Origin of the sequence: Bradyrhizobium sp. 930_D9_N1_4, from assembly GCF_052076015.1 — a bacterium.
GTDB lineage: Bacteria > Pseudomonadota > Alphaproteobacteria > Rhizobiales > Xanthobacteraceae > Bradyrhizobium.
This window is the reverse complement of the sequence record NZ_CP197236.1, coordinates 6576416-6599185: the sequence shown is the minus strand read 5'-3', so window position 1 is coordinate 6599185 and position 22770 is coordinate 6576416. Positions and strand designations below refer to the sequence as shown.

The 22770-nt window shown below is 64.2% G+C and carries 17 protein-coding genes; 8 read left to right on the top strand and 9 right to left on the bottom strand.

Translation table 11 applies throughout. The annotated features are described in order from the left end of the window. Positions 1 to 77: 77 nt before the first annotated feature. Both AB7532_RS31385 and AB7532_RS31380 read right to left on the bottom strand, forming a co-directional pair. Complete coding sequence (locus AB7532_RS31385) at positions 78 to 2954, bottom strand: EAL domain-containing protein (protein ID WP_441238534.1); 2877 nt, start codon at positions 2952 to 2954, stop codon at positions 78 to 80. Positions 2955 to 3094: 140 nt separating this feature from the next. Then, a complete protein-coding gene (locus AB7532_RS31380; RefSeq protein ID WP_441238533.1) occupies positions 3095 to 4093 on the bottom strand; it encodes an NAD(P)H-quinone oxidoreductase in 999 nt (332 codons plus the stop codon). Between the two features lie 111 nt (positions 4094 to 4204). On the opposite strand from AB7532_RS31380, the gene AB7532_RS31375 reads away from it, so the two are divergent. Both AB7532_RS31375 and rcdA read left to right on the top strand, forming a co-directional pair. Further along, entirely contained in the window at positions 4205 to 4396 is a 192-nt protein-coding gene (locus tag AB7532_RS31375; protein WP_441238532.1) for a DUF1192 domain-containing protein, read from the top strand. Positions 4397 to 4880: 484 nt separating this feature from the next. Further along, positions 4881 to 5390 (top strand): protease adaptor protein RcdA, encoded by a 510-nt coding sequence (gene rcdA, locus AB7532_RS31370; protein WP_441238531.1) that lies wholly within the window; start codon positions 4881 to 4883, stop codon positions 5388 to 5390. A gap of 239 nt (positions 5391 to 5629) precedes the next feature. Here the strand turns inward: rcdA and rpmE are convergent, their stop codons facing one another. Beyond that, on the bottom strand, positions 5630 to 5857 hold the full coding sequence (rpmE, locus tag AB7532_RS31365) for a 50S ribosomal protein L31 (RefSeq protein ID WP_014439698.1): 228 nt from the start codon (positions 5855 to 5857) through the stop codon (positions 5630 to 5632). A 200-nt stretch (positions 5858 to 6057) separates the two neighbouring features. Between rpmE and AB7532_RS31360 the strand changes: the two genes are divergently transcribed. Together AB7532_RS31360 and AB7532_RS31355 are read left to right on the top strand one after the other, a co-directional pair. Beyond that, positions 6058 to 7884, top strand: coding sequence for an ABC transporter ATP-binding protein/permease (locus tag AB7532_RS31360; protein WP_441238530.1), 1827 nt, complete (start codon positions 6058 to 6060; stop codon positions 7882 to 7884). Positions 7885 to 8946: 1062 nt separating this feature from the next. Next, positions 8947 to 9111, top strand: a complete 165-nt coding sequence (locus AB7532_RS31355; protein WP_441238529.1) for a hypothetical protein — start codon at positions 8947 to 8949, stop codon at positions 9109 to 9111. Between the two features lie 946 nt (positions 9112 to 10057). Here AB7532_RS31355 and AB7532_RS31350 read toward each other — a convergent pair. The 4 genes from AB7532_RS31350 to AB7532_RS31335 all read right to left on the bottom strand — a co-directional run bounded on the left by AB7532_RS31350 (position 10058) and on the right by AB7532_RS31335 (position 12890). Beyond that, a complete protein-coding gene (locus AB7532_RS31350) occupies positions 10058 to 10294 on the bottom strand; it encodes a hypothetical protein (protein WP_441238528.1) in 237 nt (78 codons plus the stop codon). Positions 10295 to 10388: 94 nt separating this feature from the next. Beyond that, positions 10389 to 10835, bottom strand: coding sequence for a GNAT family N-acetyltransferase (locus AB7532_RS31345; RefSeq protein WP_441238527.1), 447 nt, complete (start codon positions 10833 to 10835; stop codon positions 10389 to 10391). Then, a complete protein-coding gene (locus AB7532_RS31340; protein WP_441238526.1) occupies positions 10835 to 11863 on the bottom strand; it encodes a peptidoglycan -binding protein in 1029 nt (342 codons plus the stop codon). The genes AB7532_RS31345 and AB7532_RS31340 overlap by 1 nt, the downstream gene beginning before the upstream one ends. Before the next feature lie 4 nt (positions 11864 to 11867). After that, complete coding sequence (locus tag AB7532_RS31335; protein ID WP_441238525.1) at positions 11868 to 12890, bottom strand: flagellar motor protein MotA; 1023 nt, start codon at positions 12888 to 12890, stop codon at positions 11868 to 11870. 210 nt (positions 12891 to 13100) lie between these two features. Between AB7532_RS31335 and AB7532_RS31330 the strand changes: the two genes are divergently transcribed. The 4 genes from AB7532_RS31330 (at position 13101) to AB7532_RS31315 (ending at position 20323) form a co-directional block, all read left to right on the top strand. Beyond that, positions 13101 to 14120 (top strand): SAM-dependent methyltransferase, encoded by a 1020-nt coding sequence (locus tag AB7532_RS31330; protein ID WP_441238524.1) that lies wholly within the window; start codon positions 13101 to 13103, stop codon positions 14118 to 14120. Between the two features lie 230 nt (positions 14121 to 14350). Then, positions 14351 to 15544, top strand: coding sequence for an efflux RND transporter periplasmic adaptor subunit (locus AB7532_RS31325; protein WP_441238523.1), 1194 nt, complete (start codon positions 14351 to 14353; stop codon positions 15542 to 15544). A gap of 180 nt (positions 15545 to 15724) precedes the next feature. After that, positions 15725 to 18880: a multidrug efflux RND transporter permease subunit gene (locus AB7532_RS31320; protein WP_441238522.1), complete on the top strand. Its 3156-nt coding sequence runs from the start codon at positions 15725 to 15727 to the stop codon at positions 18878 to 18880. Between the two features lie 318 nt (positions 18881 to 19198). Continuing rightward, positions 19199 to 20323: an AAA family ATPase gene (locus tag AB7532_RS31315; protein WP_441238521.1), complete on the top strand. Its 1125-nt coding sequence runs from the start codon at positions 19199 to 19201 to the stop codon at positions 20321 to 20323. 128 nt (positions 20324 to 20451) lie between these two features. Here AB7532_RS31315 and AB7532_RS31310 read toward each other — a convergent pair whose 3' ends face one another. After that, on the bottom strand, positions 20452 to 21501 hold the full coding sequence (locus AB7532_RS31310) for an HWE histidine kinase domain-containing protein (protein WP_441239391.1): 1050 nt from the start codon (positions 21499 to 21501) through the stop codon (positions 20452 to 20454). Between the two features lie 451 nt (positions 21502 to 21952). Then, positions 21953 to 22738, bottom strand: a complete 786-nt coding sequence (locus tag AB7532_RS31305; RefSeq protein WP_441238520.1) for an inositol monophosphatase family protein — start codon at positions 22736 to 22738, stop codon at positions 21953 to 21955. Between the last annotated feature and the right edge of the window lie 32 nt (positions 22739 to 22770).

Below are 22770 nucleotides of genomic sequence, written 5' to 3'. Positions count from 1 at the left end.
TCGTCGTAATCGGAAAGATTGGTGGGCACGGCGCAAGTGCGCCTTTGCCCACCCTACGAGACCGGACTCGTGGACGATCAGCTCGCCGCTTCCAGCCGCACTTCGGTCAGCAGCCGCATCGCGGCATCGGCGTCCATCGGTTCGCCAAATGCAAAGCCCTGCGCGTATTCGCAGCCCATCTGGTAGAGCTCGACCGCGTCGGAATCCGTCTCGGCGCCTTCGGCCACCACGTCCATGCCGAGGTCGTGCGCCAGCGCGATGATCGACTTCAGGATCACCGGCCGTGTGCCGCGGTTGGTGGTGCGCACGAAGGACTGGTCGATCTTGATGGTGTCGAACGGGAAGCGCTGGAGATAGGCCAGCGACGAATGCCCGGTGCCGAAATCGTCGAGCGACAATCCCGTGCCGAGCTCGCGGATGCGCGTCAGCATCTGGGCTGCGTGCTCCGGGTTCTCCATCACCAGCGATTCCGTCAATTCCAGCTTCAGCGTGCCGCGCGCCACCGAGGAGCGCGACAGCACGGTGCGGATGTCATGGATCAAATCGTGGCGCAGCAATTGCCGTGACGACACGTTGACGCTCGCGAAGATCGGCTCGCGCGAGCGCATCGCGCGCTGCCAGATCGAGAGCTGCTTGGCGGTCTGGTCGAGCACGAACATGCCGAGATCGACGATCAGGCCGGTCTCTTCCGCAATCATGATGAATTCCGACGGCGCCATGCGCCCGAGCTTCGGATGATCCCAGCGCACCAGCGCCTCGAAGCCCGCGACCGAACGATCCTCCAGCCGCACGATCGGCTGGTACAGGATCGTGAGCTCCTGCCGCTCGATGGCGCGGCGCAGCTCGCTCTCCAGCGTCAGCCGGTCGGTCTTCCGCGCGCGCATCGCCGGCTTGTAGACGTCGATGCGGTCGCCGCCGATGCGCTTGGAATGATACATCGCCAGCTCGGCGTCCTTGATGATCTCGTCCGTCAATTGCGTCTGCGGATCAGACAAGGCGAGGCCGATCGAGGCGGTCAGGAAAATCTCGCGCTCGTTGAAGGCGATCGGGGCGCGGATGGTCTTGCGGATGGTCTCGGCGAAGGCGGTGATGCGGGCCGGATCCTGCTCTGACAGCAGGATCAGGCCGAACTGGTCGCCGGCAAGCCGGGCCAGCGTGTCCTGCGGCTTCAGGATGCGGGTGAGGCGGCGGGCCAGCGTCAACAGGATGGAATCGCCGACCGCGATGCCGACGGAATCGTTGACCTGCTTGAAGCGGTCGAGATCGATCACCATCAGCGTCGGCCGCAGCGTCGGCATGGTCTTGGCGAAATGTGCCACCGCACCCAGCCGGTCCATGAACAGCTTGCGGTTGGGCAGGCCGGTGAGGTTGTCATGCACGGAATCGTGCAGCAGACGTTCCTCGGCGTTGCGCAGCTCGGTGACGTCGGTGAGCGTGCCGACGACGCGCGAGACCTCGCCGTCGGAGCCGACCACCGGGCGCGCCTTCAGCGCGAACCACATGAAGTGGCCGTCGGGGGTGCGCAGGCGGAAATCCTGCACGAGGCGGCCGCGGCGCTGGTCGAGCACGCTGTCGAGCGCGGCGCGGAAACGGTCTTGGTCGAGCGGATGCAGCACTTCGAGCCAGGAGGCCGCGGGGCCTTCCAGCGTGCCGCGCTTGAGGCCGAGCAGGGCCTCGGTCTCGGGGCTGGTGAAGACCTTGTCGGCGGAGACGTCCCAGTCCCAGATCAGATCGCCGGAGCCTGCCAGCGCCAGCGCGCGCCGCTCGATGTCGGAGACGACGCCGGTGGTGGCGCCGCCGCCGGCGAAGGCGTGCTGCATGACCGTGAAGCCGATCAGCATCACGATCAGCACGAGGCCGCCGAGCAGGGCCGGGCCGACGATGTCGTTGGTGACGGAGCCGGCGACCGTCATGCCGGCCGCGACCACCCAGACCACCAGCAGGAACCAGGTCGGGATCAGCAGCACCGCGCGGTCGAAGCCGTGGGTGGAGAGATAGACGATCAGCGCGAAGCCGGCGAAGGCGATCAGCACCAGCGAGATGCGCGCGATGCCGGAGGCGACGGCCGGATCGAACAGAGCGAGCGCGACGAGGGAGCCGAGGAACGCGAGCCAGCCCACCGTGATGTGCGAATAGCGCACATGCCATCGACTCAAATTCAGATAGGCGAACAGGAACACCAGCAGCGTCGCCGCCAGGATCGCTTCACCCGCCGCGCGCCAGATGCGCTCGGCGTTGTTCGACATGTCGAGCACCTTGCCCCAGAAGCCGAAGTCGACGCCGATATAGACCAGCACCGCCCAGGCCAGCGCTGCGGCGGCCGGGAACATGATGCTGCCCTTCACCACGAACAGAATGGTGAGAACGAGCGCCAACAGTCCGGAGATGCCGATCACGATGCCCTGGTAGAGCGTGAACGAGTTGACCTTGTCCTTGTAGGCTTCCGGCTCCCACAGATAGAGCTGCGGCAGCTTGTCGGTGCGCAGCTCCGCGACGAAGGTGATGACCGCGCCGGGGTCGAGCGTGATGCGGAACACGTCGGCGGTCGGGCTTTCCTGCCGCTCCGGCCGGTCGCCGGTGGAGGGCGTGATGGTCGCGATGCGCGACAGGCCGAGGTCGGGCCACAGCAGCCCCGAGGAGACGATGCGGTAATGCGGGGCGACGATCAGGCGGTCGAGTTGGTCGTCGGTGTTGTTGGCGAGCGCGAACACCACCCAGTTCTGGCCGCCTTCACGGGCGCGCACCTCGATGCGGCGGACGATGCCGTCGGTGCCGGGCGCGGTCGAAACCTGGATGCGGTCGGCGTCGCTGCGCTGATGCTCGAGCACGCCGGTGAGGTCGATCGCGGGCGCGTCACCGCGGACGCTGACGGCGTCGAGCGCGCGCGCGGGATGCGCGGCGACGAGAATCATGAGGCCCAGCGCTATGGGCGCGAGGCACCTGATCAGACGCAAGGTCAGTTCTCCGCGTTCGACGCAAACTCTTCAGGTGAAGACGATTTCAGGCCGGACAGACATGGTTCGGCGCACCGCGATAGATGCCACGAAAGCAAGGAAAATCAAAGGGTTTCCGGCTTGTCGGGTGGGTCAGCGGCCTAGACCTCCAACACAATTTTGCCAATATGTGCGGAGGTTTCCATGCGCCGGTGCGCGTCGGCTGCCTTTTCCAGCGGGAAAGTGCTGTCCATCAGCGGTTTGACGCGGCCTTCGCGCAGAAGCGGCATCACTTTCGCCTCGATTGCGGCCACCATCGCCGCCTTGTCCGCATTACTACGGGGGCGCAGCGTCGAGCCGGTATGGGTGAGGCGCTTCACCATCACCTTGGCAATGTTCACCGTGATCTTGGGGCCGTTGAGGGTCGCGATCTGCACGATGCGGCCGTCGACCGCGGCGGCGTCATAGTTGCGGTCGACATACTCGCCGGCGACCATGTCGAGGATCAGGTTGACGCCGGCCTTGTTGGTCTCTTCCTTGACCACGGCGACGAAGTCTTCGGTCTTGTAGTTGATGGCGCGGTCGGCCCCGAGCTTGAGGCAGGCATCACACTTGTCCTGCGATCCCACGGTGACGAACACTTTTGCGCCGAACGCCTTTGCGAGCTGGATCGCCATGGTGCCGATGCCGGAGGAGCCGCCATGGATCAGCAGCGTCTCGCCGGCCTTCAGGCCGCCGCGCTCGAACACGTTGTGCCAGACCGTCATCAGGGTTTCCGGCAGGGCGCCGGCTTCCTTGATCGACAGCGACGGCGGCACGCTCATCGCCTGGCCGTCCTGGGCAATGCAATATTGCGCGTAACCGCCGCCGGCGACCAGCGACATCACCTTGTCGCCAATCTTGTGCCGCTTGGCGTTGCTGCCGACGGCGACCACTTCGCCGGCGATCTCCAGGCCGGGCAGGTCGCTGGCGCCGGGCGGCGGCGGATAGGCGCCGGAGCGCTGCGCCACGTCGGGGCGGTTGACGCCCGCGGCCTGCACCTTGACCAGGATCTCGTCGGGGCCGGGCTGCGGCAGCGCCCGTTGTTCCGGCACCAGCACCTCCGGTCCGCCGGGCTTGGAGATGGCGACCACGGTCATTTGCGCGGGCAGCTTGTCCATGATGTGTCCTTGAGCAAAGGTGCGGGAGGAAACGAGGCCATTGCTTAGCCAGCGCGATCCGGACTGGCAACCGCCTCAGCCGCTTGTGATGCGAACGCAGGAGGAACGACAATGCCGACGGAAGACGACGATCGCCCGCGCAGGAAGATCAGCCATGACATCGGACAGGATCTCTCACTGTTGTCGGTGGAGGAGCTGACCGAGCGCGTGACCCTGCTGAACACCGAGATCGCCAGGCTCGAAGAAGCCGCCACCAAAAAACGCGCCTCGCGCAATGCGGCGGACAGTTTTTTCAAGAAGTAACGAACTCTCGTGTCCCGGGCGCGCCGCAGCGCGTAAGCGCTGCTGCGCAGAACCGGGACCCAGAAAGCCACACGGTACGCGGTGAGATGGGCCCCGGCTCAGCAGTGCATCGCTGCGCGCCGCACTGCGTCCGGGGCATGAGCCTCACTCGGCCTCTGGCCGACATGGCTAATGAACCCTCAAGGAATTCGTTCGTTTACTCGCCATTAAGCTTTTCGCTTTATGACTTGGAACTGTCCTTGTTTGGACACCGAGTGGCTCCTGTCCACTCTGTTTGACGCCTCCCTGTTATCAACTTTCAAAGCCGCCGGTTTTCCGGCGGCTCTTTTTTTGCTTCTCACTCCGGTTGAATTTCGAGGAAAGACCCGTGGAAACCATATCCGCGCTTGCCGCTGGACTCGGCGCTTCCGGCGCGCAATGATTTGTTCATCATAAAGCCGGTGCCAAGCCGGACAGGTAAACAGTTGCGTAAGGGGCGTTAACCATGGAACGTTTGCAAGCCGAAGGTGCTCTCGTTCAACTCAGTGAGCGGTTCACCAATTCTGCGGCGTTCGGCGTCCTGTTCCGCGAGGGCATGGACCTCGTCGAAGAGACCGCCGCCTATCTCGACGGCGCCGGCCGCACCGAAGCCAAGGCGCTCGACCGCGCCGTCAGTCTCACCTACGCGACCGAGAGCATGCGCCTCACCACCCGCCTGATGCAGCTCGCCTCGTGGCTGTTGCTGCACCGCGCGGTGAAGGAAGGCGAGATGACGCTGGTCCAGGCCAACCGCGAGAAGACCAAGGTCAAGCTCACCGCCGCCGATCCCGGCGCGTCCGACACCATCGACAAGCTGCCCTCGCAGCTCCAGGATTTGATCCATCGCTCGATGAGCCTTCAGACCCGCGTCCGCCGGCTCGACACCACCATCCACACTCCGCCGGCCGAGGTGCCCGCGATCGGCAACCCGCTGGTGCCGCATCTCAACGCGCTGAAGGCCGCGTTCGAGCGGTAAGTTTCAAGCAACTCTGACACCGTCACCCTGAGGTGGCCGCTTCTTCAGCGGCCCTCGAAGGGCGACGGCCCGGCTGCATCTCGGCCGTTCATCCTTCGAGGCTCCCGGCGCGATGCTTTGCATCGCGCCACTCGCACCTCAGGATGACGGGTCTGGTAGCGGCGCGACGGCAGCCCCCGAAAACAAAAACGCCCCTGGTTTCCCAGGGGCGTTTTTCGTCTCCAGCCTTGCGGGCAGGATCAATCCTTTTTGAGGAAGCCCGAAAACTTCTTCTGGAAGCGCGAGACGCGGCCGCCGCGATCGAGCATCTGGGCGTTGCCGCCGGTCCAGGCCGGGTGCGACTTCGGGTCGATGTCGAGGTTCAGCGTGTCGCCTTCCTTGCCCCAGGTGGAGCGGGTCAGGTACTCGGTCCCGTCGGTCATCACGACCTTAATCGTATGATAATCCGGATGAATTTCGGCTTTCATGGCAATTCCTAGGGCGCCCGGCGCCTTGCTTGAGTGGCTATCGAATGACGGATTTGGCGGCTCTATAACCCACAGGCCCCTTTAAAACAAGCCATTGTGGGGACAGGAGAACCGGGCCGTCCCCTAAGGGACATCCCGGATTTGCCACTCCCGCTCCTCCGGCCTATTTGGAACGGACTCCTCTCTTACGGTCGGATCCCATGAGCGCAGTAGAACGGCTTGAAACCGGGCCAGCAGAAGCCCCGTCGATCGAAGCCGAACTGATCGAGCAGCCCGCCAAGGGCCGCGCCAAACTGCGGCCGCTGCTGGCGCTCGCGCCCTATGTGGCCCGCTATCGCGGCCGCGCGGCGCTGGCCTTCGTCGCGCTGACGGTAGCGGCTTTGACGACGCTGCTGGTGCCGATCGCGGTGCGCCGGATGATCGATTTCGGCCTGACGCCTGAAGGCATCGCGCTGATCAACAGTTACTTCTCGGTGATGATCGCGGTGGTCGCCGTGCTCGCGCTCGCAAGTGCCGCGCGCTACTACCTCGTAATGACGATCGGCGAGCGCATTGTCGCCGATTTGCGCCGTGACGTGTTCGCCCATCTGCTCTCGCTCTCGCCGGCCTTCTTCGATTCCGCGCGCAGCGGCGAGCTGGTGTCGCGGCTCACCGCCGACACCACGCAGATCAAGTCCGCGGTCGGCGCGTCCGTCTCGATCGCGCTGCGCAATCTGATGATGTTCTTCGGCGCGGCCGCGATGATGGTGATCACCAGCCCGCGGCTATCAGGCTTCGTGCTGCTCGCCATTCCCCTGATCGTGCTGCCGCTGGTCGCGTTCGGGCGCTGGGTGCGGCGCCTGTCGCGCAATGCGCAGGATACGCTCGCCGAAGCCTCCGCCTATGCCGGCGAGCTCGTCGGCGCGATCCGCACCGTGCAGGCCTATACCAGCGAAGGGTTGGCCGCGAAGCGTTTTGGCGGCGAGGTCGAGCAGGCCTATGAAGCCGCGCGCACCTCGACCCAGGCGCGTGCGGTGCTCACCGCGATCGTCATCTTCATCGTGTTCGCCAGCGTGGTCGGAATCCTCTGGATCGGCTCGCATGACGTCCTGATCGGCACGATCTCGCCGGGCCGGCTCGGCCAGTTCGTGCTCTACGCCGCCTTCGCCGCGGCGGGCCTCGGCCAGCTCAGCGAAGTCTGGGGCGAGGTGTCCGCGGCCTCAGGCGCGGCCGAGCGCCTGTTCGAGATCCTGCACGTGCAGCCCGAGATCAAGGCGCCGGCATCGCCGCGCGCGCTGCCGGTGCCGGCGCGCGGCGAGGTCGGCTTCGACCACGTCAGCTTCTCCTATCCCGCGCGTCCCGACGTCAACGTGCTCGACACCGTGTCGTTCACCGTGCGCCCCGGCGAGAAGGTTGCGATCGTCGGTCCGTCCGGCGCCGGCAAGAGCACGATCTTCCATCTGCTGTTGCGCTTCTACGATCCGCGCAACGGCGCGATCTCGCTCGATGGCGTGCCGGTCAAATCTGCCGATCCGCGCGATTTCCGGTCCCGCATCGCGCTGGTGCCGCAGGACTCCAACGTGTTTGCCGCCAGCGCCCGCGAGAACATCCGCTTCGGCCGGCCCGATGCGACCGATGCCGAGGTCGAGCGCGCCGCCGAGCTCGCGCACGCCGCCGAGTTCATCCGCCGCCTGCCCGAAGGTTTCGACACTCCGCTCGGCGAGCGCGGCGTGACCTTGTCCGGCGGCCAGCGCCAGCGCATCGCCATCGCCCGCGCCATCCTGCGCGACGCGCCGCTGCTGCTGCTCGATGAAGCCACCTCCGCGCTCGATGCCGAAAGCGAAACGCTGGTGCAGACCGCACTGGAAGAGCTGATGCGCCACCGCACCACGCTCGTCATCGCCCACCGCCTCGCCACCGTGCTGTCGTGCGACCGCATCCTGGTGATGGACCAGGGCAAAATCGTCGAGCAGGGCACGCATACGGAGCTGGTGGCTGCGAACGGGCTCTATGCGCGGTTGGCGAGGTTGCAGTTCGAGGGGGCGTAAATTGAGGGAGACGAGGCCGCAATTCTCAGGCGATCCTGGTTCGGCTCAGTCCATGAAATTGCAGACATGGAGTTGCAGCGGAGCACTTGGCTTCTCCGCCGAATCTGAGCCAACATTGATCGTTCTGCTTTTCGTTTCCTCAGGCCGGCCAGCTTCGATTTGCATTTGATCGGGGACACCTCTCCGTCTCTGAGTTTGATTTGTTGATTGCTCTCGGCCGCGCGACCGCTTGCCAGGAGCCGCGCCAAGGTGACGCATACGGCCACCTGCTTGGCGCGCTGTCGTCACGAAACCGCGAAAACGCGTCAAGAATTGTTGACGCTCACGAACGATCCAGTAAGGCGCTTCGAGGGGGAGGGTGAGGTTCTGAGGTGGTCGTCGTGATGACCGTGTCATTCTCCGCCTTGCGCGCCCGTGCCGGGGAGTAGGTTCAATTGCGGTTGAACAAAGGCGGCCTTTATCGCGGCAACTCGTATATGCTCCTGCAATGAAGAGACTTAGATTGGCCTTCGCGCTACTTGCCATAGCGACCAGTTCCAGCTTCGCGGCCGAAGTTGAAGAACGAGATTCTTTGACCGGTTTGACTCATCGCGAAAAGATCGCGGCGGAACGGGTTGAAGATGCGCGGCGCGTCGCTGCTGAGCCGGCTTGGCGACCGTGGCATACCGAAGATGCCCGAACCAGTTTTGGGCTTCGTCCATCTACCGCGGAGCAAACGCCACTGGTTCCATCGAAATAGCGAGAAGCACGCGCGCGAAGCTACCCTCGGAACATCATCGCGCGTCACAGCCTGATACCGCCCAGAGTATGAGCAAGCGGCTGCTGGATTTCGACAACGGCCTCCACGACATTATCGGATCCGAATTACTTGAAGTCGGCGGGCGTGGTCGCCGTACGGACGGTCCGATCTTTCGCGCGTCAGCCGCGATCTGACGAGAAGACCTCCGACCAATCCTCACGTGACGTACCTTGAGATTGACCCGTGAGGTTAATCGCAGGGACTGGTCGCCCGCCTTGCCCCGCAGCTATTGCTTCTCCGCCAAAAGACAGGATCGAATCGACATGCTCGAGAGAACCGGGGAATTGGCTTCGATTGGTGAGGGCAGGCGGCTGGGCGAATCGCTTCTTCCGATCACCTTCTTCGGTTTGGTCGGCATCGCCATGATGGGGTGGATCACCGCTATGGTGTGGGTCGGTTGGCAGGTGATCAACTGGTTACTTTTGTAGGTTCAGACCTGCCTCGAAGATTCTCCAATTCTGCCTCGCCCATCCGGGATCGCCGTCAACGATGAGGTGGACGGTTACGCAGCGAGCGGATCTGCCAAAGCGCGGTCTAACTTTCGCTGCGGAGGAACCACCAGGCCAGCACGCAAATTGTTTCTCTGTTCCAGGGAGACTGTCATGAACCGTAAAATTCTCATTGTTGCGCTTTCCTGCGCTGCCTTCTCATCATCTGCGTTCGCCCAAGGGGCTGGAGGTGGAGCCGGCGGCGCGGGTGGGGGAGCAGCGGCCGGCGCAGGCGGCAGTAGCTCATCGGCAGGCAGTGCTGCTACGGGGTCGGGAGGCAGCTCGGCTGGTACGTCTGCCGGTGCCAGTTCCGCGAACTCATCGACGTCCAATTCGAGCCAGCCGCAGGCGACGCCAAATCATCCGACGAACTACTTCAACCCAAACGGATCGAGCGGCGGGATATCAAGCACTGGAACATCCCCGGCGCCATCGGATCCGAATGCCAATAACTCTCGACAATCTCAGACGAACGCCAATAACAGCAGCGCGACAACGAATGCTGTGACCGGGGCCAACACCGCCCCCGCCGGCACAGCCCCGGGCGCCGTGAGTGCGCCGGGCGTCGGTGTCGGCCATAGTGCAAACGGTCAGCCGATCGGCGCCCCCGGTTCAGGACAAGGTTCCCCCGAACAGCCGATCGGCTCGGAACGCCGCTAGGGTGAGAGCGGAAGATCGAAAGGTTGTCCCAATTGCAGCTGTCGTTGATCGGCGGCCAACAAATAGGGGCACGCCAATGGTCGTCGTCACGGCCTGAAACGGTGCCGCCGTTGGCGATCGTGAAAGTCCCTTCGTCAAATGTCCCCGTTGCGATGCCCACGCCGATGAAGGCGGGTCCCCAGGACGCCGGTCGGGCGTCGCCTCCGTGCATTTTGCCTTGCCGATATCATTTGCACTTCGGCGACAGCGCCGGCACGTTCGGCCACAGCCAGTTCTTCCAGCTGCCGTCCTCACTGACGCAGGCCGATGACGCCGGGCCGATCGTTGGATCGGGATTGCTCGTCGAAGCAGGCGGACTCGCCGGCGCGGCAAGACGCTGGTTGACATAGGCCGTCGACAGATACCCTGCGACGATGACGCTCAGAAAGACCGAAGATCCCTTGGCCAGATCGCTCAGCCGCATTGACCGTCTCCATCCGTTTGCCATCGCTACTCTGGCGACAACGAATAACGGACGCGAGAGGATCCCGGCGTGACAGGAATCACGCCCGCCGGAATCACGCCCGCCAACCCATCTTCAGCACAGGGCGTCCCGAGGTCGGGTTCACGTCCTCGCCCTCATGGGCAAAGCCGTTGCGCTCGTAGAAGCGGATGGCGCGGGAATTGTCCTTGTTGACGAGCAGCGTGATGCCCGACGGTGACAGGCGCTTGGCCTCATCCACCAGCAGCCGCGCTGCATCCGAACCCCAGCGATCGGGATCGACCACGAGCTGGTCGAGATAGCCGTCGCCGTCGATGGTGACGAAGCCGGTGAGGGCGCCATCCTGCTCGGAGACGACGATCGCCGCGTTCGGCACCAGATCCTCGCGCCAGCGCTCGCGCCACCAGTCCAGCCGCGCGGCAAAATCGATCTGCGGATAGGCCTGTTGCCAGGTGCGATGCCAGAGGTCGATCGAGGCAGCTTCGTCCTCGGGCCGGTAGGGGCGGAGGTGGAGCGCGCTCACTACCGCTCCGTCAGCTTCAGCTCGATGCGGCGGTTGCGCTTGTAGGCTTCTTCGGTGTTGGCGGTGTCGAGCGGCTGGAATTCACCAAAACCGGCGGCGACGAGGCGCTGGGCGGGCACGCCGAGCGAGACCAGATACTGCACCACCGAGATCGAGCGGGCCGCGGAGAGGTCCCAGTTCGACTTGAAGTTCGGGCCGTTGACCGGACGCACATCGGTGTGGCCGTCGACGCGCAGCACCCAGGGGATCTCGTTCGGGATTTTCTTGTCGAGCTCGATCAGCGCAGTCGCGAGGGTTTCGAGCTCGGCGCGGCCCTCCGGCAGCAGCATCGCCTGTCCGGTGTCGAAGAACACTTCCGACTGGAACACGAAGCGGTCGCCGACGATGCGAATGTCGGGGCGGTTGCCGAGGATGGCGCGCAGCCGGCCGAAGAATTCCGAACGATAGCGCGACAATTCCTGCACGCGCTGCGCCAAGGCTACGTTCAAGCGAGAACCCAGGTCGGCGATGCGGTTCTGCGATTCCTTGTCGCGCTTCTCGCTGGCGTCGAGCGCCTCTTCGAGCGCCGCCAGTTGCCGGCGCAGCGCGCTGATCTGCTGGTTCAGCACCTCGATCTGCGCCAGCGCCCGCGCCGAGACCGCCTTTTCCGAGTCCAGCGCCTTGCCGAGCTCGGAGGTCTTGCCCTGCGCGTCGTTCCCGGCGGCGGCGAGCCCGTCATAGAGGCCCTTGATGCGATCGCGCTCGGTCTCGGCCGAGGCGAGGCCGGCCTTCAGCGACGAGACCTGGTCGTCGAGCGTGAGCTTGCCGAGCTTCTCCAGCGACAGCAGCTCGTTGAGCTGGGCGATCTTGGCATTGAGCTGCTCGAGCGCCTTGTCCTTGCCGGTGACCTCCTGCGACAGGAAGAACTGCACGACCAGGAACACCGACAGCAGGAACACGATCGACAGCACCAGCGTCGACAGCGCGTCGACGAAGCCGGGCCAGTAATTGAAGGAGGTATCGCCGCGGCGGCCGCGCGCTAAGGCCATGCTGCTAACCCTTCTCGGGTTGACGCGCGATGCGCTCCAGCAGGCGCCGGATCTCGCGGTTCTGCTCACCCTGGCCGTCGGCCCATTCGCGGATCATCTGCTGCTCGGTCCGCATGTGTGAGACCAGCGCCTGGATGGCCTCGGCAAGGCTCGCCATCGACGCGGTGGTGCTGCGGCTGGCGGTGCCTTCCTCCAGCACGATGCGTAAGCGTTCGACCGCGGCCTGAAGCTCGCCGCTGGCGACCCCGCTTCCGCCGCCCGACGCGACCGCCACTTCGCCGTGACCGTATTCGCGCACGGTGGTCGCGAGCCAGTCTTCCAGATCAGTGTAGAAGCGGTTTTGCGCCTGGCTCGATTGCAGATCGAGGAAGCCGAGGACCAGCGATCCGGCGAGGCCGAACAGCGAGCTCGAGAACGAGATGCCCATGCCGCCGAGCGGGGCGGCGAGGCCCTCCTTCAGCGTGTCGAACAGCGCGCCGGAATCGCCGCCGACCTTGAGCCCGTCGATCACCTTGCCGACCGAGCCCACCGTCTCGATCAGGCCCCAGAAGGTGCCGAGCAGGCCGAGGAACACCAGCAGGCCGGTCATGTAGCGGGAGATGTCGCGGGCTTCATCCAGGCGGGTCGCGATCGAATCGAGCAGATGCCGCATGGTGGTCTGGGTGATCGACATCCGCCCGGTGCGCTCGCCGCCCAAGATCATCGCCATCGGCGCCAGCAGTTTGGGGTGCCGGGCGGGCGCGAGGCCGGGATCGGCGATGCGGAAATTGTTGACCCAGGAGACTTCGGGATAGAGCCGGATCACCTGCCGGAAGGCCAGGATGATGCCGATGAACAGCACGCCGCCGATCAGGGCATTGAGCCCGGGATTGGCGAAGAAGGCCTGGATGATCTGCTTGTAGAGCACCACGCCCACCAGGGTGCAGAGCACCAGGAAGACCAGCATGCGCACCAGGAAGACGCTGGGCGAGGACAGCTTGGTGTATTCGATGTCCATGGAAGAGCGGGGCGAGGCGCCAGACGGCATGGCCGGTATCATCCGTTACGAACTTGCTTGCGGCGCGCACTATGGCACAGCGCCAGCCCAAAAAAAGCGCCGGATGCGCCGATTTCGGGGGGCGATGCGGAACCCAATGCTGAAACCGCGCTTTGATACCTGCGTATCTTGCCGAACTTCGGCATTTCACAGGCTTAGCCCGGATTTTTGGCCCTTGCCGCCCGGAGACGGAGTGGTCGCATGAGCGTCGTTTCCGCCATCATCGGGACTGCCGAACGGGTGCCGCTGCCTGACGTGGTGATCCGCGCCGGGATCCAGCGCCTGTGCTCGCGCTCAGCGACGCGCCTGTCCACGCTGGGCGCGGCCGACGATGCCGCCTTTGCCGGGCGGATGATCTTGCGGCCGATCGCTGGCGACGCGGATGATGGGCACCACGAGGTGCCCGCTTCGTTCTTTGCGCAGGTGCTCGGCCCCAACCTCAAATACTCGTCCTGCTTCTACAAGACCGATGCGAGCACCCTCCAGGAGGCGGAGGAGGAGGCGCTGCGCCAGTCGGTCGAGCATGCCGGCCTTGCCGACGGCCAGACCATCCTCGAGCTCGGCTGCGGCTGGGGCTCGCTGTCGCTGTGGATGGCGCGGCAGTTTCCGCACGCCAGGATCACGGCGGTGTCGAACTCGCAGGCCCAGCGCGCCTATGTCGAAGACATGGCGCAACGGCGCGGGTTGCTCAATTTGCGCGTGGTCACCGCGGACATGAACGTGTTCGCCCCCGACGGGCAATTCGATCGCATCATCTCGATCGAGATGTTCGAGCAGATCATGAACTGGCGCAAGCTGATGACGCGCGTGCGATCATGGCTGACCCCGGACGGGCGCTTCTTCATGCACATCGTCACCCATCGCTCCGGCTCCCATCTGTGCAACCGGACCGATCGCGACGACTGGATCGCCCAGCACGTCTTCACGGAAGGGCTGATGCCGAGCCATCACCTCGTCAGGCAATTCGGCGACATCTTCACGATCGAGAAGGAATGGTGTTGGAGCGGGACGCATTATCAGCGGACCGCCAACGACTGGCTCGCCAATTTCGACGCGCATCGCGACACGATCGAATCCTCCCTGCGCCAAGTCCATGGCGAGGAGACTGCTGTCTGGATGCGGCGCTGGCGCTGGTTCTTCCTCGCGGCCTCGGGCCTGTTCGGCTACGCCGATGGAACCGAATGGGGCGTCAGCCGCTACCGGATGAAGGCCGCGGGGTAATTGCGATGTTCCGTCGCAGCACGCCGCGATGGAACCCGACTCACAATCCAGTGAGCCCCCAAAAGCCTTAATACGTCAGTAGGATAGGCCGTGTGACATTGAGCCGCCCGCAACATGCGTTGCGTCGCAGCACGTCCATTCTATTTTGAGGGCGTCAGCGACGTGGAATCGCCCAGAAAGGGCCTCGCGCGGAGCGTGATCAGTTTCAACAAATCGGGGCACTTAACTTCATGTCAGGACTTCGCGCGCGATCGGCATGCGTTGCAATCATGCTCGCGGCCCTTACGCCGCTGCTCGGTGCTTGCGACGAATCCAGCTCCGCCATCTCCGCCGCGCAGCCTGTCGATCCTGACGTCAGCATCGTCATCGTGAAGCCGCAAGCCCGCGCCGTTGTGCGCGAGCTGCCCGGCCGCATCTCGCCCACCCGCGTCTCCGACGTGCGGCCGCGCATTTCCGGCATCGTGGTCGAGCGCCTGTTCCGCCAGGGCAGCGAGGTGAAGGCCGGCGATCCGCTTTACCGCATCGATCCGCGTCCGTTCGAGGTCGAGGTGATGGCCAACGAGGCCGGGCTCGCCAAGGCCGAGGCCGCATTGATGCAGGCCAAACAGCAAGCGCACCGTATCGCCACCCTGACCAATCAGCGTGCCGCGCCGGAAGCGGAGAACGAGAAGGCCATTGCGGGCGAGCGCCAGGCCCATGCCGAGGTTGAAGGCCGCAAGGCCGATCTCGCGCGCGCGAAACTCAATCTCGATTATGCCACCGTGCGCGCGCCGATCCACGGCGTGGTCGGTGCCGCCCTCGTCAGCGAGGGCGCGCTGGTCGTGCAGAACGAAACCAATCTCGCCACCATCCAGCAGCTCGATCCGATCTATGCCGACTTCACCCAGTCGGTGAACGAGCTCAACCAGCTCCGCCGCGCTTTCGAGAGCGGCGATCTCGATCGCATCGCGGCCGATGCCGCCAAGGTGCGCCTCGTGCTCGACGACAACACCCTTTATTCGCTCGACGGCAAGCTGCTGTTCTCGGATGCCAAGGTCGACGCCCATACCGGCCAGGTCACCTTGCGCGGCGAGTTCGGCAACCCCAAGCGCGAGCTTTTGCCGGGCATGTATGTCCGCGTCCGCATCGACCAGGGCCTCGACAGCGACGCGATCGCGGTGCCGCAGCAGGCGATCCAGCGCAATGGCGGCGGCGGCAGCGAGGTGTTCGTCGTCAAGGACGACAACCACATCGCGGTCCAGCCGGTGCGCACCGGCTCGGTGCAGGACGGCATCTGGTTCGTCACCGAAGGCCTGAAGGCCGGCGACAAGGTCGTGGTCGAAGGGTTCCAGAAATTCGCGGCCGGCGACAGGGTCAAGCCGCAATCCTGGTCGGAGGCGGATGCCACCGCCGACAACCGGCACGCCCAGAAGCTCACGCGGTAACTCGCAACGGCGCTGGCCCCTCATCCTGAGGAGCCCGCTGAAAGCGGACGTCTCGAAGGATGGCCGCGGGAGAAAGTCCGGCCTTCATGGGTCTCGAGGCGATGCGCAGCATCGTCCGGAGCGCGCGTTCCGCGCTCCTCACCATGAGGAACCAACGAAACAACGAGGGTAAAGCGGCACATGCCGAATTTCTTCATCGACAGGCCGATCTTCGCCTGGGTGGTCGCGCTGTTCATCTGCTTGATCGGCGCGATCGCGGTGCCGCTGCTGCCGATCGCGCAATATCCGATCATCGCGCCGCCATCGATCTCGATTTCGACCAGCTATCCCGGCGCCTCGCCTGAAAACCTCTACAACAGCGTCACGCGTCTGATCGAGGAGGAGCTCAACGGCGCCTCCGGCATCCTCAATTTCGAATCGACCAGCGACTCGCTCGGCCAGGTCGAGATCATCGCCAATTTCGTGCCCGGCACGGACACGAACGCGGCTTCGGTCGAGGTGCAGAACCGCATCAAGCGCGTCGAAGCACGCCTGCCGCGCGCCGTGATCCAGCAGGGCATCCTGATCGAGGAAGCCTCCAGCGCGGTGCTGCAGATCATCACGCTCAACTCGACCGACGGCAGCCTCGACGAGGTCGGCCTCGGCGACTTCATGATCCGCAACGTGCTCGGCGAAGTCCGCCGCATTCCCGGCGTCGGTCGCGCCACGCTCTATTCGACCGAGCGTTCGCTGCGCGTCTGGGTCGATCCTGCGAAACTCGTCGGCTACGGATTGACCGCCGACGACGTCAACAAGGCGATCGCCGCGCAGAACGCGCAGGTCGCCTCGGGCAGCATCGGCGCCGAGCCGTCGACGTCGACCCAGCGCACCTCCGCGCTGGTGCTGGTCAAGGGCCAGCTCTCCTCGCCGGACGAATTCGGTGCCATCATTCTGCGCGCCAACGCCGACGGCTCGACCGTGCGCCTGCGCGACGTCGCGCGCATCGAGGTCGGCGGCCTCAGCTATCAGTTCAACACGCGCCTCGACGGCAAGCCGACCGCCGGCCTCTCCGTGCTGATGTCGCCGACCGGCAATGCGCTGGCGACCGCCAGCGCGGTCGAGGAAAAGATGAAGGAGCTGTCGCGCTTCTTCCCGGCCAACATCTCCTACGAGATCCCCTACAACATCACGCCCGTGGTCGAGGCCTCGATCAAGAAGGTGCTGATGACGCTGTTGGAGGCCGTGGTGCTGGTGTTCGTGGTGATGTTCCTGTTCCTTCAGAACATCCGCTACACCATCATCCCGACCATCGTCGTGCCGGTGGCGCTGCTCGGCGCCTGCACCATATTGCTGCTCGCCGGCTACTCCATCAACATGCTCTCGATGTTCGGCATGGTGCTCGCGGTCGGCATCCTCGTCGACGATGCGATCGTCGTGGTCGAGAACGTCGAGCGCATCATGGCCGAGGAGGGCCTGTCGCCGAAGGAAGCGACGCGCAAGGCGATGTCGCAGATCACCAGCGCCATCATCGGCATCACGCTGGTGCTGATGGCGGTGTTCGTGCCGATGGCGTTCTTCCCGGGCTCGGTCGGCATCATCTACCGCCAGTTCTCGGTGACCATGGTGGCCGCGATCGGCTTCTCCGCCTTCCTCGCGCTGTCGCTGACGCCGGCGCTGTGCGCGACCTTGCTCAAGCCCGTCGCGGCCGGCCACGGCCATGCGAAGAGGGGCGTGTTCGGCTGGTTCAACCGCATGCTCGACGGCAGCAAGGAAGGTTATTCCCGCACCGTTGGCTTCTCGCTGAAACGCACCGGCCGCCTGATGATGGTCTATGTGGCGCTGCTGGTCGGTCTCTCCTGGGCCTTCGTCAGCCTGCCCGGCGGCTTCCTGCCCGTCGACGACCAGGGCTTCGTCACCACCGACGTGCAGACGCCGTCGGATTCGTCCTACGGCCGCACCGAGGCCGTGATCGAGAAGGTCGAAAAATACCTGGCGCAGCGGCCGGGCGTCGACAACGTCACCTTCCTCACCGGCTTCAGCTTCTCCGGCCAGGGCATGAACACCGCGCAGGCCTTCATCACCTTGAAGGATTGGTCGGAGCGCGGGCCGAAGGATTCGGCCGCCGCCATCGTCGCCGACATCAACCGCGATCTGGGGTCATCGGTCCGCGACGCCAAGATCTCAGCGTTGCAGCCGCCGCCGATCGACAATCTCGGCAACTCCTCGGGCTTCTCGTTCCGGCTCCAGGACCGCGGCCAGAAGGGCTACCCGGCCCTGATGCGCGCGGCCGACCAGCTGATCGCGCAAGCCAATGCAAGTCCGGTGCTCCAGAAGGTCTATGTCGAAGGCCTGCCCGAGGCGGGCGTGGTCAATCTCATGATCGACCGTGAGAAGGCCGGCGCCTTCGGCGTGACCTTCGAGGACATCAACAACACGATCTCGACCAATCTCGGCTCGAACTACATCAACGACTTCCCGAACCGCGGCCGCATGCAGCGCGTCGTGGTGCAGGCGGATGCCCGCGATCGCATGCGAACCGAGGACATCCTCAACTACAACGTCAAGAACAGCCGCGGCCAGCTGGTCCCGTTCTCGTCCTTCGCCACGGTGGAATGGGCGCGCGGGCCGACGCAGATTGCCGGCTTCAACTATTATCCGGCGGTGCGCATCTCCGGCGAAGCCAGACCCGGCTTCACCTCGGGCGATGCCATCGCCGAGATGGAGCGGCTCTCCGGCAAGCTGCCGCGCGGCTTCGGCTTTGAATGGACCGGACAGTCGCTCCAGGAAAAGCTGTCGGGCTCGCAGGCGCCGTTCCTGCTCGCGCTGTCGGTGTTCGTGGTGTTCCTCTGTCTCGCCGCGCTCTACGAGAGCTGGACCATTCCGCTCGCGGTGCTGCTCACCGTGCCGCTCGGCATCGTCGGCGCCGTGGTCGCCGCGATGCTGCGCGGCCTGCCGAACGACGTCTATTTCACCGTCGGTCTGATCACGATCATTGGCCTTGCCGCGAAAGACGCGATCCTGATCATCGAGTTCGCCAAGGATCTGCGCAAGGAAGGCAAGCCGCTGGTGGAAGCCACCATCGAGGCCTGCCGCCTGCGCTTCCGCCCGATCCTGATGACCGGTCTCGCCTTCATCTGCGGCGTGCTGCCGATGGCCATCGCCCACGGCGCGGGCGGCGCCAGCCAGCAGGCGCTCGGCAGCATCGTGATGGGCGGCATGATCGCGGTGGTGATCCTGGCGCTGCTGATGGTGCCGGTGTTTTTCGTCTCCGTGCAGCGTGTGCTGGGCGGAGACCGGGAGCCGAAGGCGGCGAAGGACGGCGAGGCGTATGGGCCGCCGGCGCCGGCGAAATCATAAGGCATACTGTCATGCCCGCCTAGTGCGCACTTGCGCACGGGGGGCGGGCATCCAGTACGCCGCGGCTTCTCCGTATCCAACGGACGTCTCTGGAATACTGGATCATCCGCCTTCGCGGATGATGACAGCCGAGCGTGCAGGAGCGGTTTTCGGCCCAGATTGCTCAGCACATTCGTTTGCGCCCGTGAGGGCCGGCCATTGAACGCCGGATCGGTCGGCTTGATTTCTCGGGGTGGCCCATCCAGACTGCATCTCAGGATTGAAAGAACATGTATTCGCATCGCAGAGCGAATGCACCCCGCCGATTGAGAGCATGGGATGCGTCTAACCGACATTGCGATCTCCAACTATCGCTCCATCCGGCGGCTCTCCATTCCCATCCACCCCTTGTCCGTCTTTGTGGGCGAGAATGGTGTCGGCAAATCCAATCTCTACAAGTCCCTGTCGCTGCTGCGCGACGCGGCGACCGGGCGGATCACGCGGACGATCGCCGACGAAGGCGGATTGAATTCGGTCTGCTGGTCGGGCATCCGCAAACGCGGCGAGGACGGGCGACTGCAATTGTCGGCCAGATTCGATCGTCTGAAATATTCCATTGAGATCGGATTTCCCAGCCCGCTTTCGGCGTCGTTTGCCGGCGAGCCGATGATCAAGTCCGAAAGCATCGAGACGACGCAGGGCAAACGAACGGTTTGCCTGATGGAGCGGAAGAATTCGCTCGTCAGCGTCCGCGGCGAAAGCGGCGCATGGAGCAGCCACAAGGATGCGGTGCTGCCGTCCGAGACGGCGCTTGCGGCTTTTTCCGAGGGCAAGGAATGTCCCGAGATCGATCTGATCAGAAACGCCATGCTGGGCTGGCGCTTCTATCACGACTTTCGCACCGATCCGGCGTCGCCGATCCGAAAGCCCTGTCTCGCCATCACCACGCCCTCGCTCAGCGCCGATGGCAGCGATTTGGCTGCCGCCCTGGCGACACTTTACACCATTCGGCAGGACGCCACCGACATCCAGGACGCGATCCAGGATGCATTCCCGGGCGCCGAGCTTCGCGCAGGGGAAGCAGGCGGCTTGTGCGAATTTGATCTCCAACTGGAGGATATGCCGCGGCCGTTCGGGGCTCATGAACTGTCCGACGGCACGCTCAAATACATTTGCCTGCTCGCGGTGTTCATGGGCTATCGGCTGCCGCCGTTCATCGCGCTGAACGAACCCGAGACCAGCCTGCATCCGTCGCTGCTGGCGCCATTGGCCCGGCTGATCGCCAAGGCTTCACACCGCGCCGACATCTGGATCGTCACCCACTCGGAACAGCTGATGGAAGCGTTGCGAAGCGAGAGCTCGGTCCCGCTTCGCCGGGTGATCAAGTCGAAAGGCGCCACGGCGATCGAGGGCCTGACCATCGGCGGTGAATATCGTGAGGAGGAGCCGTACGACGACGATTAGCCGTGTACGCATAAACCGTTGGCCATGTCCGCTTTGGCCGATAACGAGCACCTTTGTGCAGCCGCAGCAAATGACGCGATGGGCCAGAAGAGGAAAGGCCATGCTCGCTCAGAGGATGTTGCGATACCTCAAACGTGCGGAGTGATCGCCGGGGCGGCAAGCTCACATTTAAAGCCAGCCGGCATGTAGGTCGTCGTGACATTGCCGTCGAAATCGTTGGCGAGCATCCGCTCGATCAAGCGCGAGCCAAAGCTCATCCGTTCTGGCGGAGGCTCAATGACTCGCGGACCGCCGTGCTCAGCCCATGTAAAGCGAAACCCGCTTTGGTCATTAGACCATGAAATGTCGATCGTCCCCGTGCTGTTCGACAACGCGCCGTACTTGAGGGCATTCGTTGCAAGCTCATGCACGGCAAGAGCCAAGCCTAGGGCTTGCTTCGGTGTCAGCTCGGCGGAGGGGCCGGTGGTCTTGATCCGCTCTACTTCGGTTGCGTGCGGTCTTAGTGCACCCTCGATGACTTGAGCGATGGGAGCACCTGACCAGCTGGTCTTAGTCAGGATGTCGTGGGCGTGACCAAGAGCTATTAGTCGCGCCATGAAGGCATGTCGCACAACGGCATGCTCATCGCCCCGCATTGTTTGATTTGCAATAGCGCCCACCGTCGTCAAAGTGTTCTTGATGCGGTGTTCAAGCTCCTGAGTAAGGAAAGCTTGGCGCTCGGCCGCATCATTCAGCGCTGCTTGAGCTTGCCACTCTTCAGTTATGTCGCGCGATATTGAAAGCAGATGGGTGGGGCGCCCATCGTCGCCTACAATAGGTGAGACTTGTACATCCCAGTAGCGTGGATTGCCCTTCGCCGTATTAGCGGCGCCCTTAAAACGCCCTGTGCCGCCAGCGAGTGCTGTTTCGACCGCACTCTTTGCGTCGGAGTTACCTTGACCGGCCCAAAAATCTGGCCACGGACAGCCTTTCAGCGGCGCAAAATCATCAACCTCCATCACGCGCTTACCGCCCTCGCTCATAAATTGAAGGCGACCCTCAAGGTCCAAAATCTTGATGCAATCTCCACAGCCGGCGAGCACTCCGCGAAGTACTTCAGCATTGCCGACTAAGCCATCACCAGCCGCGCGAAGTTCGTGATGCAGTTTTCCGATGCTCGATTGGGTTTCAGCCGCCATACCAGCCAACTAAACTATCCTAAGTCCGGTTCCCGCCCAAAGAAGCCGCCAATTGAGGCGGCCTACGCCATTGACACAATGGTGATTAAACCGACGGTGGCCAAGTCCCCGTCCTAGTGCATGCCTGGCCCGCTTCAGCACGGCCTCGCGCGCTGGCCCAGCTGGTGACTGGTCGGGCTGCTCTTTAGGCTCGATAGCCTGCCGGGCCATTCGTTCTTCAAGTGGATAGGATTGTTTCAATCGACGGCGATGCTGGGTCATGGCGAACCTCTTGAGCCGTCGGCGATGCCCCTTAACTAGGTGCAGTCGATTCAGTTCCGGGGATGAAACTAGGCAACTCCCCAAATTAAAAGCAGGCACTCAGGTCGGAAGCACGGACCGAACGAGAACGTCCGCAAGGGGACCGGAGGTCGCGAACGCGCGGCCTCCGTGCTCGGTCTGAAGCCTCGCTCTACTTCCGCAAAATCTTCACCAGCTCCCCGTGCACATACTCATTCCCGCACACCACGTGCCCGGTCACCAGCGCATCCCCCGGCGTCGCGATGTCGGTGACCGTGCCGCCGGCTTCGCGCACCATCAGCATGCCCGCCGCGATGTCCCAGGATTGCAGATTGCGCTCCCAATAGCCGTCGAGGCGGCCGGCGGCGACGAAGGCGAGGTCGAGGGAGGCGGCGCCGAAGCGGCGCAAGCCCGCGACGCGGTCCTGGATCGCGGTCATCTCGCGGCGGAATTCCTCGTGGTCGCCACGGCCGATATGGGGCAGGCCGCAGGCCACCACGCATTCGTTGAGCTGGCGGCGTCCGGCCACGCGCAGGCGCTGGTCGTTGAGGAAGGCGCCCTTGCCGCGCTCGGCGATGTAGAGCTCGTCGTTGGCGGGGTTGTAGATCACGCCCGCGATGATCGTACCCTCGCGCACGAGGCCGATCGAGATCGCGAATTGCGGGATGCCGTGCAGGAAGTTGGTGGTGCCGTCGAGCGGGTCGACGATCCAGGTGTGGCTCTTGTCGGAGCCCTCGCGGGTGCCGCCTTCCTCGCCGATGAAGCCGTAGCCGGGACGGGACTTGGCGAGGTCCTGGTAGAGCATCTCCTCGGCGCGCTTGTCGGCGAGCGAGACGAAATTGGCCGGCCCCTTCAGCGAGACCTGGAGATGCTCGATCTCGCCGAGATCGCGCTTGAGGCTGCGGCCGGCGCGGCGCGCGGCCTTGACCATGACGTTGATAGTGGCGGAATACAGCATGTGCTCTGGTCTTGATCGGGGGAAATGGCGCG

What these genes read in the sequence shown, in the direction of transcription:
- AB7532_RS31380 (WP_441238533.1), bottom strand. Translation starts at nt 4,093, where the DNA reads ATGGACAAGCTGCCCGCGCAAATGACCGTGGTCGCCATCTCCAAGCCC.
- AB7532_RS31375 (WP_441238532.1), top strand. Translation starts at nt 4,205, where the DNA reads ATGCCGACGGAAGACGACGATCGCCCGCGCAGGAAGATCAGCCATGAC.
- rcdA (WP_441238531.1), top strand. Translation starts at nt 4,881, where the DNA reads ATGGAACGTTTGCAAGCCGAAGGTGCTCTCGTTCAACTCAGTGAGCGG.
- rpmE (WP_014439698.1), bottom strand. Translation starts at nt 5,857, where the DNA reads ATGAAAGCCGAAATTCATCCGGATTATCATACGATTAAGGTCGTGATG.
- AB7532_RS31360 (WP_441238530.1), top strand. Translation starts at nt 6,058, where the DNA reads ATGAGCGCAGTAGAACGGCTTGAAACCGGGCCAGCAGAAGCCCCGTCG.
- AB7532_RS31355 (WP_441238529.1), top strand. Translation starts at nt 8,947, where the DNA reads ATGCTCGAGAGAACCGGGGAATTGGCTTCGATTGGTGAGGGCAGGCGG.
- AB7532_RS31350 (WP_441238528.1), bottom strand. Translation starts at nt 10,294, where the DNA reads ATGCGGCTGAGCGATCTGGCCAAGGGATCTTCGGTCTTTCTGAGCGTC.
- AB7532_RS31340 (WP_441238526.1), bottom strand. Translation starts at nt 11,863, where the DNA reads ATGGCCTTAGCGCGCGGCCGCCGCGGCGATACCTCCTTCAATTACTGG.
- AB7532_RS31335 (WP_441238525.1), bottom strand. Translation starts at nt 12,890, where the DNA reads ATGCCGTCTGGCGCCTCGCCCCGCTCTTCCATGGACATCGAATACACC.
- AB7532_RS31330 (WP_441238524.1), top strand. Translation starts at nt 13,101, where the DNA reads ATGAGCGTCGTTTCCGCCATCATCGGGACTGCCGAACGGGTGCCGCTG.
- AB7532_RS31325 (WP_441238523.1), top strand. Translation starts at nt 14,351, where the DNA reads ATGTCAGGACTTCGCGCGCGATCGGCATGCGTTGCAATCATGCTCGCG.
- AB7532_RS31320 (WP_441238522.1), top strand. Translation starts at nt 15,725, where the DNA reads ATGCCGAATTTCTTCATCGACAGGCCGATCTTCGCCTGGGTGGTCGCG.
- AB7532_RS31315 (WP_441238521.1), top strand. Translation starts at nt 19,199, where the DNA reads ATGCGTCTAACCGACATTGCGATCTCCAACTATCGCTCCATCCGGCGG.
- AB7532_RS31310 (WP_441239391.1), bottom strand. Translation starts at nt 21,501, where the DNA reads ATGGCGGCTGAAACCCAATCGAGCATCGGAAAACTGCATCACGAACTT.
- AB7532_RS31305 (WP_441238520.1), bottom strand. Translation starts at nt 22,738, where the DNA reads ATGCTGTATTCCGCCACTATCAACGTCATGGTCAAGGCCGCGCGCCGC.